This window comes from Thioalkalivibrio sp. AKL8 (genome assembly GCF_000380525.1).
In the GTDB taxonomy this organism is placed as follows: Bacteria; Pseudomonadota; Gammaproteobacteria; order Ectothiorhodospirales; family Ectothiorhodospiraceae; genus Thioalkalivibrio; species Thioalkalivibrio versutus.
Genome location: NZ_AQYF01000007.1, coordinates 1 through 14,681 on the forward strand (window position 1 = coordinate 1; position 14,681 = coordinate 14,681).

Sequence of the window (14,681 nt, forward strand, 5' to 3'; positions counted from 1 at the left end):
ACCACCAGGATCGCGCCATCCATCTGCGCCGCACCCGTGATCATGTTCTTCACGTAGTCCGCGTGACCGGGGCAATCGACGTGCGCATAGTGACGAAGGTCGGATTCGTACTCGACGTGCGCGGTCGCAATCGTAATACCGCGCGCCTTCTCTTCCGGCGCGTTGTCGATCTGGTCAAATGCACGGGCTTCACTACCGTACTTCTTGCCCAGCACCGCCGTCATCGCCGCCGTCAGCGTCGTTTTCCCATGGTCCACATGACCAATCGTACCCACATTCACATGCGGCTTCTTACGCTCGAACTTTTCCTTGGACACAGCTCAAACCCCCGGACAGTGACGCCAAAAAACAACAACGACGCAGCAGGAACCCTGACAGGAAAACGCAGCGCAGAACCGCACGCGAACCGCGGACCACTTCCCGAACAACAAAGAGCACGACCCACGAACCTAAATCAGCCAAACCAACGCCAGCGACTAGCCCAACATCGCGCACACCAAAACCGCAGCCCGCAACAGCGACCGAACCCACACCACCACCATGCAAGGCACAAGGCCAACAAGGCAACTAAACCCGCACAACACGGCCCCCACGCACCACCCGCCGCTTCCCACCGCGACCTTCAAAAACCCCACAAGAAACACAGCACCAGCCGAAACCCCGAAGGCCGAGAAAGCAAAGGAACACGCAACCCCCAACGACAGCTCGGGGAACCCAACGCCATCAAACCACCCATCCAAAACCAGCACCAACAAGACCGCCAACCAACACCCGAAGAACACACCAAGGGACAGAACCACAGCCACACCATTGGCAACCGCCAGGACGAAGACCGGAGGCAACAAACCGCCCACCAGCGCCCTCGCAAACCGGTACCCGCCACCCGCGGACACACGCACAAGGCGCACCAACACGAGGCCAGAATACCCACAACCACACGACGAACACAAAAACGGCACCGCCGCCACCACCGCCGGCCAAACGCCCGCGCGAGACCCCACCGAGCGCGGACCAAAGCGCCCCCCAACCGGGAAAGCAAGCCCAATCCCAGCAAACACCACCGAGAAACCGACCTCCCACAAACCCCAAAGGAGCGGAAGACCGCACGCTCCAGCCCGACGCACAGGAAAGCACGCACCCGCCAGCCCAACCGGGGACAGCCCAAGACCAACCGCTGCCCAAGCAGCACCGCAACGAGAAGCGAACCCAAAAGAAACAACCCCCGCCACGAACGCCACGCGGCAAACGCCGACACAGCCACGCCGACCACACAACCAACCACCGCGACAAAGACCAGTCAAACCGACCAACCCGCAGACCCCGCCAGCACGCACCGCCCGAACCACACAACCGCAACCGCAGGACAGACACAGCACACAACCAAGCCGCGCCCCGCAGGGACGACCCGGACGAAGAACCCAGCCACCGGCCGACAACACAACCCAACAAACACGAACAAAAGGAAGCCAACCAAAACACCGAGCGCGCAGAAGACGCAACGCCAAAGCCGCGAAGCAACAAGCGCCCGACGCACGCCAGCAAACCCAAGCCGCCGGACACCCACCCACACCCCTGAGAGAAGGAACCCCCCCCGCACAGCCCAAGTAACCGACAACCGCACCAAGCAGCCCACCAACCCAATTCCCCGGCAACGCGCAACACCACACCAGCCAAACAAACGCCACCCAGAGACACCGCCGAACCACGCCCGACGCAACACCGGCCCAGCAAACAGAACCCGCCGCGAACCACCGCGACAGAAGCTCGTCGCTCGCCCCGGCCGACGCCTCAAGCAGAGAAGAGCGCCACGCGCAGCCTCCAGCCCACAAGCCAGCCGAGAGGCACCGATAAGCGAAGCTAAGACCAAAATCAGAAACAGCCCAACAGAAAGCCGCCAACCCGACCAGACCGAACAAACCCGGGAACCGGCCCCACCCGCCAAGCGAAAACCGGATCGCCACACACCGGGCCCGCAACCCCGAACACAGCCGACCACAAAAACGCAACAAAGCAACACCCGCCCGAAACAAACAGGCCACGAACCAAACACGCCAAAAGCAACACGAAGGTGCCTCACACCAGACCCACCCCGATGCCCGCGGCACACCGCCAACACCCCAACACAACAAGACCCCGCCAAAGACCACACCCAGAAAACGCCCAAACCCCAAGCAAAACGCCACAGACCCGGCACCATCGACGATCCACACTCCATACCAACCAAACCCCGCAGACACGCACCACCAGAACCAACAGGGCCCCGCCAACGTAAAACAGAGCCCCCGCGACCCCGCCGACCACAGCCAAGCCACCGGCGCGACGCCGGCACCCAAACCGCAAAGAACCGGAAAAACACCCGGAAAAAACACGACGCAAGCAAGCCTCGACCGACGCCCACAGCCAAAACGCGCGCGGATCCCAACACGCCGGGAGCGCCGAACAAGGCACCAACGGCCAAAAGGGACCCCCGCGAAACCACCAGGACAAGCCCAACAGAGACAACACCCAGCGCGCCACCCCCAAGCGCTAAAACTCCACGCACCTCGCAAAACAAGAACAAAAGCAAGCCAACGAGGACATCAGACCCCCCGCCAGCGTCAAAGCAATGGCGCGCCCGACCAGCCTCCAGGAAGCCAAGACCACCAACAACAACGACAGCCCAAACCGACACACCGAACCAACTACAACCGGAAACGGGGAGGGCCCACCACCAAACCAGCGACACCTCACAACGACACAACAACAAAGGCGCCCCAAGCAACGGCCAAACGCACCCAGACAACCACCCCACGGCCACTCCAGAGCGGCCAAAGAACCACACAAAACCCATCAAGAGACGCAAGAAGCCAAAGCACCCACCACCCGGTGGAAAAAAGAAGCCAGGCCCCCCAGACAGAACCTACGGCCGGCGACAAAGGAACACGAGGCGGCAGCCCCGCGTCCACACAGGGCACACCTCCCAGACCGGAGCACGCAGCAACGAGAAGACCGCGAACCCCGAGCGCCGCACGAAAACCAACCCAGAAGGCGAGGCCGCACACACGGGGGCCCAAGCCCGCCCCAAACACCCAAGAAACGGACACCACCGAGACACCAAACACGGCCACCACGAAGAACAACCACCGACACCCCAGACACGGCGGGACAAGCCCCACACATACAACGAAAAAACCCAGACCCGGAAGGCAAACACAAACAAGCAACCGTGCGAACCGCCCACAGCGGCTGCGGCCGCGAGCGCGGGGACACACAGCCGCAGAACCCACGCGGCCCCGCAGAACCAGGCACCGCCGACACGCCGCGCTGCCCAACGCCCCGCATGCACCCCCAGCGTACCAAACCGCTCAGAGTGCACACAAAACCCGTGCTCCGACACCAAAAAGAACAACAGCCCCACCCCAAGACCCGACGGTCAAGCCAGCCGAAGGCTAACACCCGCCCCCCGGAGCCTCAACATCAGACGCCTCAAGCCCACCCCTCTCCCCCCGAACCCGCGCAAGGCCGACACCGCCCGCAGTCCGCGAACACCGCCGACCACGCCCCCACCCGCGCGAACGCGGGCAGATCCACTGACCGCGGGCGCCGACGCCACCGGCAACACCCGAGACCCCGAACCCACCCGACCAAGCCGCCAACAAACACAGGCCCCCGCACAACGCCAAGAGCCCAACCCCAACACCGCCGCGAGCCCCAACAGAGCACGCCAGAGGGCCCCGAGAAGCAAGCAACACAGATCAACGAATCCAACACCAGCGAAACCCGCGGAATGCCAAGAAGAACACGCCCACAACGCCCCGGACACCCGGCCCAACCCACCGGAGCCGCCGACCACAGCACCCCAAGGCGAGCCACCCGGCCCCCGGCGAAGAACCAGGTACCGCCCCAGCCCCCAAAGGGCACAGGGCACATAAGCGAGCCGACCAGAAACCCGAGCCCAACGGCGCGGATCGGCACACCCGGGAGACGGGAAACGCCCGCGACCGACCGGAACCGGCACGAACCCAGGGAGCGCACGCCGCCCAGACAGACGAGAACACGAAGAGCAAACCCACCCGCCACCAAGACCCCACCACGCGCCAAACGACCACCGCCAAACACGCGAACGGAACCCACCGCGCGAACCATCACCGCAACCCCAGCACCCGAGCCCGGCGCGAGAAAAAGACCCCACTCGCACCTGCCCGCCCCGCCGAAGGACACGCCCCCCGAGAGCCACCCCAACAACGCCGCAGCATCCCGAAGCCGAGCCACGAACAACGCGGCCACACGCGGCAAACCACCGGCAACGGCACCCCGCTAGCACCACGCCACCGGCACACGGCCAAACACCCCAACCAACCCCACCCGCCCGGAGCCATCCACGGACAACACCACACCCCCAGCAACCAACCACGCCGCGGGCATGGCGCGCCCCGCGAGGCAAAACCCCCGGCACCCGCACCCAACCACAGTCACCCGCGAGCGCAGATCCGGCCCCGCACCAGACCGGATCGCCGAACCCACAACCACGCCGCACGACAACCCGCAAAAAGCACAGGGCCCCCGGGGAACCCAAACGGCCGCCACCAAGGCCCCCAGGCCCAGGCTACCAGCCACCGCCGGGAAGACCGCAACCGGACGCACAGCCCAGCGCGCGACTCCCGAGCCCGCTGAGACGGCAGCGCGGACGCGAACCCAAAACACCGAGCCAGAGCGAACCCTATAGCGCCCCCGCCCGCGACCCCGAGCGGAGATCACACCAAGAGCGCCCGACCCCCAAACCCCCACAAGGGTGCCAGCCCAACGGCAGACCGCCAGCAGGACACACAGACGGAAACAACCGCAGCAAGACACCCGGAGCACACCGACCCGCAAGCCACGGCGCACCGCCACGCCAAGACGAAACCCACAAACCCGAACCCCAGAACCCAGCACACCAACCCAACGCGCCCAGAGGACACCCACGGCCCCCCCGCAGACGACATCCCCGCCACCACCCAGACCACGCCCACAGCACCAGCCACAAATGCCCCGACCCGGCCCAAAGCCAAGCCCGGAACGCACCAGCACACCCGCCACCGAAGCCCCATACAGAAAAACCACCAGCCCCGCGACCAGAAACCACACCCCAGGCAGCAATACCGCAACCCCACCCGGGCGAAGCACACCGACAGCAGCGGTCCGACCAAGCACGCGGGCGCCAAACCGAGCCACCACAACACAACCCACGAGGAACCCAGCCAGATGCACGCACCACCGCCGACCGAAAGCCCACCCGCGAACCACAAAAGAACCCCACACAGCCACCACGACACGGGGAAAGCAACACCAGCAAGACCGAACAAACGCCGGATCCCCAACCCCCGAACCAGCGACCAGAACGCAAAACAACCACGCCAAAACGGGCAAACACCAGCCGAACGCCGCCGGAAAACCCCCCCCCAAAAACCAGACACCCCGCAAGGCCATCAACCAACACACGCCGCCAAGCCGACGAACCAACGCAGCCGACCCAAGCCAACCCCAGACCGCCAAAAAAAAGATCCAGGAAAACGAACGCCGCCCGACCCGCCCGCAGGCCCTGAACACAACCTTCGCCGAGCCAAGCCACTCCAGCAGGGCCTTCGAGAACCACGAAGCACAGGGCGACCAGATAGACACCAACGCCTTGGAAACCCCGCCAGACATCAAGAGACAGCAGACGGACGAGATCGAGAGCCACACAACCAACCCGACCCCACCCGCCAACAACCCCGGCATCGAGGCCGAGAGCACCAGCGAGACCACGCAGAAACAGAAGCCGGCACACGAGGACCAGGAGAAACACGCCGACACCAGCGAGCACCCCAACACCACCAGAGACTTCAGACCCAGCCGGCGACAGCACAGGGCCATCACCCCCGAGACCGCCGACTTCGACAGCCCGAGCTACAACAACTCGAACGCCAAACCCAAGCACACGAGCACCGACAGGATCCCGCAACCCACCCAACCCCCCAACACCAGGGACGACACGACCGCCCACGCGCCGACCTACACCAGCCACTCGCCAAACCCCAAGCCAACGACCGCCGACAAAGCCAACAGCGAGCGCAAGCACGAGACCGCCAACGCATCCAAACCGACCAACGTCACGCCCGACCCCGCCCCGGGCACCTACCCGCAAAACAGCGACGAGAGCCAAAGCACAACAGCCCGCGACGGCACCACCAGCGACTCCCCAGAACCCCCCGAAACCACGCAGGTAGACGACACCATCAGCCTCCGCGCCTCCACCAGCGCAGCCAGCGACAGCGGCACCTGCAAGGCCAGCAGGCAACCCACCAAGCCCCCAATGAACGCAACACAAACCACCCCGGCCACCCGCACCCCCGGCACGCCGACCAAAAACAGCCCGAACACCGCAAAAACCAGCAGCGCCACACCCCGCACCCAGTCCACCAAAACCCCCCACCCCAGCACCACCGCACCCAGAAGAGCCCAGACCGCCGGAACCGCCCCCACCACCACCAAATCCACCCCCAGGACCGCCGCCCCCACAACACCGCCACGCACCTGCACCAAGACGAACACCCAGAAAACCGACACCGCAAGCCCATCCAGCACACCCCAACGCCGCACGCGCAGAGGCAACCCCACCACCAGAAAAGACCCAACCCAATACGCGACACCATTCCCCAGCACCGGCAGGCCCAAGCCACCCGCCGGCCCCGTGATCACCGCGACAAAGGACCCAAACGCGACCCGGCCCAAACCCGGCACACCAACCCCAACAAGGCCAGCCTCCACCACACCCACCACCGACGCCACCAGCACGCCCATGGCAGCGCCCACCACGACGTCCGCCGCAGACAGCGCCAGCAAACAACGCACACGCAGGCGCAAGACGATCACCAGCCGGCAAAGAGCAGCCAGGAAAGACGCCGCAAACAGGCCCACAGCCACACGCAACACCAGACGCAGGGCCGCCCGCACAACCGGCACAACCGACAAGACCATCAACCCCAACACATGCACACAAACCACGAACGCCCCAAACACCTGCACCAGCGTCACAAACCGAACCACCGAAGCCACGCAAACGCCAACCGCCACGTCCAGGCCAAGCTGCAGAGCCACCGCCGGCAGATCCACGCCCTCCAACAGGCCCACCACAAACTCCCACACCACCACCACGGGGAACGCGTCACCGCGACCCGCAACCACCACGAGACACTCCTCGTCGCGCAGCAGCCCGAGCGCCACCACCACCGGAAAGCAAGAAGCCGGCACAAGAAAGGAATCCAACAACAAGACCCACGCAATCGCCGGAAAAGTCACAGCGAGAAGCACGCCAACACGCGACACCAAGCCCCACAGCGACCAGAAGGGGGAAACCCGCGACGCCAAAGCCACACGGCCCATCCGCCCCCGCCGAACCCGGGGCACGCCCACCGCCACGCACAACCTCGACCACACCAACACACAACGCCACACGCGCGAGCACCAGACCCACAACCACGCCGAGCCCCACACCCGCCAGAAGACCGCCCCAAAGAACAGCCCAGCACAACACCGCAGGAACGACCAGCAAGGAAAGCGCGACGGCCTCGGCAACCCGCCAAACCACCACAAACGAACCCGCACCCACCACCCAAAACCGAACCAAATCGCAGCCAACCCCGCCAGCCCGGACGATCGCCTGAACAAACTCAAGACAGACCGCATCCACAGCCCCCACAAACGCGACCCCGACCGCCGCGCTGACCACCCCCGCACCACAAGCGCAACGGACAAGAACAACCACGCCCGAGCTCGAGAAGGAAGCCCAGCCCACGGAGATCCCGCAGAAGCACGCGCAACGACCCGCGCACAGCAGACCCCACAGCGCCCGCACCGCCAACGAAAGGCCGGTACAGATAAACGCCACCATGCACGCCATCCCCCGGCACAGCAACCACGAACCCCAAGCGATACCCGGCACCGTAACCCCCCACTGCCAAAACCCCAACCGACCCCAAACACCCACCACCAAACTGCCACTGGCCACCAAACCGCGGCCCGCCGACAACCAAACACGGGCCGCCAGAACCCCCAGCAACACGGGCAGCGACCAGATGATGCAGCCCAACCACAGCCACGCACCAAACACCCACCGGGAAAACGAAACCACCCCCGCCGCCCCCGCCCCACAAACCGCCCCCACCCCCTCCCAGCAGGTCCGCCAGACGCAGAACCCCCGCGAACCCGGCCCCGCAGGCGCAGTACAACACCGGAGCAGCAACCAGCACGCCACCCCCCACGCCGCGGCACACGCGGAAAACACCACCGGCCCACAGCGAAACGAAGTCCACCTAGAAAGCGCCGCAACGGTAGAGCCGGGCCAGGAACCCACCAACACCAGAGAGCCCCGCCCGCGACACCAAAACCCGGCCGAGACCGCGACCAAGACAACCCCCCGCACAACCCACAGCCACTCCCAGCACCTCAACCACACGCACACGCGAGCACACGCCCAACACAGCCAGCACCACCAAGACCGGAACACCGTCCCCGAACAACACCAGCACCGCTCACGGCACCACAACCGAGACCACGCCCGTCGGCACGGGGCCACCCCCCACCCAACCGCCCCGCGCCACGCGGCGTCACACGCCCACCCAGACCTCAACCAGCTGCCGCACGCCTGGCGCCAGAACGGCACACCAGCCCAGCCGGGCCCCCCCGTCCTCGAACGCAATCCCGAAACCCCCGCCCGGAACCGCAATCGCACGACCAACAGCAACCACACCACGGCGGACCGCATCCGCCCCAACACGGACCGCAAAACACCGAACGCGGCACACCCCCACCAAAGACTCCGGGGGCACCGGGCAGACACAACCAACCCAATACCCGCCACCAGCGACGCCATCGCTGACAAGCAGCCCCTCCACGCGCGCGCAAAAACCAGCAGCATAAAGGCGCACCGCAGCCGGCACATCCTCCCGCAAACCAGCGACACCCGCGGCCGCGACAGAACCGCCCCGGCAGGCCCGATCAACACCGCCCCCAACGAAAACACGCACAGCGAGCACCCGCCCCCCAACCACGGACGGAACACAAAGGCAAGCCCCAACCACCCCCGAAGCCCCCGCGCCAAACACCGCACGCACCAGCCGCCCTCCAGCCATCACCGCGGCATCGACCGGCGGAGCAACCCGGCCAACAAAGACGCCACCAAGGTGCACATCGGCCCCCACATAGACCACGCCGGAAGCAACCAGCCACGCCAGCAACAAATCACACACCGCCGAGAAATCCCCACGGAGCCCTACCCCACCAACCGCGGGCGCACAACCAACACAGGCGACCCCACCGAGCGCGACCCGGGCGCAACGACCCGCCAGAACCACGCGCTCCCAAACCACAAGCCAGCCCTCAAACCCAGACCCAGCACAAGGCAGCAAACACACCAGCATGCAAACACCCACAGCAAGCTCGCCCACAGCCACAGAAAAAACAGCCGCAAGCCCGCCACACCCGGCCAGCCCGACCCCCACCGCAACCAGGGGACGATCCGTCACGAAGCAGGGCGCGCGGAAACAAGAATACGCAGACAACCGGCAGAGATCAACGCCCCACGACCCGCCGACCAGTCCGCCCGCATTCACACCGACCACCACACGACCGCCGGCCACACAGCCCACAGTACCGCAGCCAGCGCCCACCACAGCACAACAGCAGTACAACGCCACGCCACGCTCGATACCAGCACCAACCACCGCCGGCGACCCCCCCAGGCAAGGAACGCCCCCACACGCCAGGGCCGCGCCCAGCACAACACCGCGAACAACATCACGCTCCACGAAAGCCAGCAACCCAGCCGCCACCAACACGACACCCAGCCCCGACACACCAAGACACGGGAACCGCGACCCACACAACACCGGAAACCCCTCATGATGACGGCAGAACACGACGCCAGCGCCAAGAAGACCAGCCCCGGCAAGCCCCCCCGCACCAGCGGCGAGCACCCACGGACCACCACCAATCCCAGACAAGAAAACGACCGCAACGCGCACCCCGCCCTATCCGACCTACCGATAAGGCCTCCCAACGAAGCCGAAACGCGGAAAGAGGGCAGAAACGGCAACCAAGCCAACCACACCGACGCGCGCGCCATCCGAACCCCCGACCGGGCACACACCACCGGAAGCAGCCCCGCCCACCACCCCCACCCACAAACCAGCACGCCCGCAAACAAGTCCACCAGCACCAACGGCCGAGAGACGACCAGAGAGCCGAAACCCCGACAGAACAGCGCGCGGGCACACAAACCCCCACACAGGGCAGGAACCAAAGAAATCCTCGAACACGCCGACAACCGCCGGGACGCCGACAACAACCCGCCCCAGCACACCAGCGCTCCCGCCGACGCGGAAACCCCCCCGCACAGCAAGACCGACACGCACCACGCCAAGACGAAACAGGCACCCCCCCACCCCGCCCACGCCGCACAGGCCACCGGGGCCCAGATGGTCGACAGCAGCGCGAAGACCGCGGACCTGACGCAGCTCAAGCAGCACATGAACAACAGCCACCACGCCTCCCCGAGAAAGAACGACCCCACCCCCGCCACCACCGCAAACCACACGGCGCGCGAAACGCACCCAGCCCACGACAAACACATCGTAGCGAGCAGACAAGAAAAACAGAACGCAGAACACGTGCCCCACCGAATACCGGCGCCACAGCCCGCCCGCCCGCACCACGCACGAAACCGAGACAACCCCCCCCAGCCGGCGCGGGACCCCAGCCAAAAGAAACAGAACCCACAAGCAACCACCAGACCCCCAGACCTAGGCACAAATCCGACCCACAGACCCAACGCCCGCGACACCCACCCCATCCAGCACCCACCGCGGCAGGCCAGCAAGGCCATCACCGACAACACACCCACGCCACCCACCCACAACGCACTGAGACAGCAACCCACCCACCAGACAAGCGTCCGGCACCCACACGGGCGCAACGCCGCCATGCGACAGCCCCCGAAAACCACACCGCCGAACAACCCGACCGCCAACGACAACAACCCCAGCACCAGCGCAAACATCGAGCAACACACCCCCAACGCCCACGCCAGCAGCGACCACAGACACCCCCCCGCCCCCAGCCGCCACGGGAAGCCCAGTGAATTCGAAAAAAGCGCGGACGACCACAACGCCACCCAGAACCAGGCCACGCAACAGAAGCGACCCACCCAGCGGGCGGAGACCGTCAAGACGCAAGAAGACCCACTACCGAAAATCGAACGCAAAAGCGACCCAACAACCGCGATACGAAAGAATGCGCGCAAAACAAACCAGGATAAACGAACCGCCAGGGAAACGCCCCGGCCAACAGACGAACAACACGCCAGGCCACCGCGGCAACAACAACAACAGCACACGATCAGTACCGATCATGAAAAAAATGACAGGCACGCACAGCAGCGCCAGCGCCCACAACCACACAGCCCACGCCGGGACCGCCCGCACCACCGGGGAACCCCACGGGCCCGACCACCCCGCCAGCACCAACCCCAAGACCACACGCAACCAGGACGCACACGTCACGCCACGAACCCGGAATCAAGCCACCGCCAACAGCGATCCCCACAAGCGAGACCTAACAGACCCGACCGCCACAGAACACCAACAACCCACCACCCGCAAAACCGACGGAAAAGCCGCACCCACCCCCAAAAGACACCCCCCAGCGGAAGCGCCGGCCCCCGGCAAAAAAGCCCGAGAGAAAACCAAACGCCGAGCCAACACAGACGGCACCCCCAACAGCACGAAACGCCGCCCAAAGGCCCTCCCGAGACGCCTCCTGGCGGAACAACGAACCGACAGGCCCCACCGCGGAGCCGAGACGAACAACCAGCGACAAAACACCCACCAACACAGCATGAAGCTCCAGACCAAAACCCCGCCAGCCCAACAGCGGCCCGACCTACACGAAAACAACAGGCGCAAGCGCCGCCACACCCAACCCCAACGAGGCCCCAACCGACCGCAAGCGCAGACCCAACCGCCTCAGCCGCCGCCCCAGCACCACCACACGGCAAACCAGCCAGCACAAACCCGAACATGCCCCCGCCCGCCCGCACACCCACACCACGAACGCAACCAACGACCTGGAGAACGCCAACCTGACCACCGCCCAAGCGCGACACCACGACAGCGAACCCGTCACAAACGCCACCAGCACCAGCAGCACCACCAGCGGCACCCCCAGCGCCACCAACAACAACAGAAGACGACAACAAAAACCACCCGGACATAGCACGAACAACGGCAACAAACTCCACGAACGCCATCCGCCCCAGACCGCCCAAGACAGCCGATGACGAAACAGCCAATTACCAACCTCATAACCCGCCAAGCCCCAACGCACTCAAGACACGACCCAGAAGCAGAACGGAACCGCGAGGCACGCGGCCGCAACCCCATCAAGGATGGCCGAAACGCGACCAACAAGCGCGAACACAACCTCGTCCACAGCACCGCCAAACGCGGCCAGCCCACCCAACAGCGTGGCCAGCAGCGCCAACAGCGCAACACCACGCGTCCCCAGGCCCGCGAGGCGATCGAAAACATACGCACCCAGCAGACCAACACCAAACGACACCACCAGCACACCAAGCGAATCGAGCGCCGCGACAAACCGCATCACCACCCCCGCAGCCGAGCCAAGACCCCCAGCACCAAACACAACCACCAGCGGACCCGCCACCTCGAACGCCACGCACGCGAAACCAGGACCCCAAAGAACACCCACGGACAGACCCTCACCCACCAACAGCAGATACACCCCGAGAGCACCCCCCTGCAGACGAAGCCAGCTCACCGAAGCAAACCAGAAACCCCGCGACCCCGCCCCCAAAGCGCAACGCCCCCAAGCAGCAACCGTAGCCAACGACCAGACAAACCACCTCGTGGCGCAGAGAATCAAAGCAACGGTGACCAGCCAACACAAAGACCACCCGGAGACCAACCAGAAACAGGGCCAACACCACACCGAGGAGCTCCCGCCGCACCAACTCCCTGAAGCAGCGCACACCATCCGCGCAGACGAGAGTATAAACACCGACCACCAAGCCCGGCGCCAGCCGGCCGCCAAGCCCCACCGCATGCGCCACAACCGACCAAAAACCGCACATGAACCCGAAGAGCCCCAAACACCACACATCCACCACGAAGCACGGACACAAGAACGCCAACACGACCACCGCCCTGACGTACGGAAACATCGAGGGCGCCAAATCCATACACAAAACGACCGCCAACACCGCGTAAAGATCAAAGCGAACCCAATTCGCGTCCAAACCGACCGCCACAATACGCCAGACCACAATGAAACCCTTGGCCGCGCCCTACCCCACCAGACCACCCGACGCAAGCAGAAACACGAAGGCAACAGCACGGCCCACCATGACGACCACCGCGGCCGCCATCACACCGACAGGCACGAGAACCAGGCCCAACCCGCCAACCACCCACAGCAAATCCGCCAAGGCCAAAACCACGACGAAGCCAATCACCACCGCCGTCAACAGCCCCGCGACGCCGACAATGCCGACAAAAGCGCCAACCGCCACCGACGCAGCAACAGCGCACCCACCCAACACAAACACGGCAACCACCACAGCCGGACCAAGGCCAAGCACCAACACGGCGCAACCACGCACCACCACGCCGGACGCCCGAAGGCCCACCCCGAGCGTCACGGCAACGACCAACGAATCGAGCAACTCGCCCTCAGGAAAGCCAAGAAGGAGAGCAAAGGCCCCCCCGACCGCATAAAGCACACAACGATCAACCCACTAGCGAAAGACCCCCATACCCCTGCAAAGACCCCCCATCTCAGACACCCTCCACACCCAGGAACACACGAAGAGCAAGCACAGCAATGCCACGCACCGCAGCATAGACAACAGCCACGGTCACACCCCCGCCACGCGTCACCGCAAGCTCATCCAGCTCGACGCCCACAACGGAGCCGACCGCCCTCGTCGGCGGCGCACCGAAAACGCACACAAGCCCCCCCGCCGACTGCAGCACGACCGCCCCAAGCCCCGTCGCCACAAGGAACACCAACAGCCCATCCGCCAACACGGGGACCACCACCGGAACCACAACAACAGGCGCAACCTCCGAGGCCAGGGCCTTGAACGCCTCGCAGAACTCCACGAACTCCACGACGCCCACACCCAGCCCCCCGCCCACGGGCACCAGCAGGCCGCCCGCCCCAGACACAACCAGAACCTCCAGAAACGCGCCCACAATCGCGGCCACGACGACCCCCCCCGCACCGAACGCCCCACGGCCCCCACAGGAACACATCATCACCATGCCCAGCCCCAGCATCACGCGACGCACGGCAACGAAAGCGACACGGACCACGACCGCCCGAAAAACCAAACCGCCAAGACCAGACAACGCACCGAACAGCACACCGCCGCCACCACGCAAGGCAAACAGCAGAACGGGCCACCGACCAAGCACACCAACCAGCCCACCGCGAACAACACCGACCAACGAAGCGACCCGGCACCTCACCGCATGCACCCCAGAAACCCCCACCCGCACGCGGCGCTGACCCGCGAACGACAACCCCCGGGGCAACACAGCAACCCGAACAAGCGCCACACCCCCGGCAAGAGACGCCACCACCCGCCCGGCACCGCCACCCGA

General features: G+C 65.2%; 7 protein-coding genes. All 7 read right to left on the reverse strand.

Going from position 1 to position 14,681, the window contains the following annotated elements; genetic code table 11:
- On the reverse strand, positions 1 to 317 hold a 317-nt coding region (locus G335_RS13630; protein WP_018176133.1), incomplete at its 3' end, for a GTP-binding protein.
- Positions 318 to 6,135: 5,818 nt separating this feature from the next.
- Complete coding sequence (locus tag G335_RS13505) at positions 6,136 to 7,266, reverse strand: thiamine monophosphate synthase (protein ID WP_196802241.1); 1,131 nt, start codon at positions 7,264 to 7,266, stop codon at positions 6,136 to 6,138.
- Positions 7,166 to 8,941 (reverse strand): bifunctional ornithine acetyltransferase/N-acetylglutamate synthase, encoded by a 1,776-nt coding sequence (locus G335_RS14470; RefSeq protein WP_369773006.1) that lies wholly within the window; start codon positions 8,939 to 8,941, stop codon positions 7,166 to 7,168. Before G335_RS14470 ends, G335_RS13505 begins: the two co-directional genes overlap by 101 nt.
- Before the next feature lie 666 nt (positions 8,942 to 9,607).
- On the reverse strand, positions 9,608 to 11,392 hold the full coding sequence (locus G335_RS14475; protein ID WP_081623052.1) for a hypothetical protein: 1,785 nt from the start codon (positions 11,390 to 11,392) through the stop codon (positions 9,608 to 9,610).
- Positions 11,393 to 12,381: 989 nt separating this feature from the next.
- Positions 12,382 to 12,798, reverse strand: a complete 417-nt coding sequence (locus G335_RS13510; RefSeq protein ID WP_018176138.1) for a hypothetical protein — start codon at positions 12,796 to 12,798, stop codon at positions 12,382 to 12,384.
- 562 nt (positions 12,799 to 13,360) lie between these two features.
- Positions 13,361 to 13,738, reverse strand: a complete 378-nt coding sequence (locus G335_RS13515) for a hypothetical protein (RefSeq protein WP_155986710.1) — start codon at positions 13,736 to 13,738, stop codon at positions 13,361 to 13,363.
- Positions 13,739 to 13,850: 112 nt separating this feature from the next.
- Positions 13,851 to 14,282: a hypothetical protein gene (locus G335_RS14345; RefSeq protein ID WP_231368456.1), complete on the reverse strand. Its 432-nt coding sequence runs from the start codon at positions 14,280 to 14,282 to the stop codon at positions 13,851 to 13,853.
- Positions 14,283 to 14,681: the final 399 nt, after the last annotated feature.

What these genes read in the sequence shown, in the direction of transcription:
- G335_RS14470 (WP_369773006.1), bottom strand. Translation starts at nt 8,941, where the DNA reads ATGTGCCGGCTGCGGTGCGCCTTTATGCTGCTGGTTTTTGCGCGCGCG.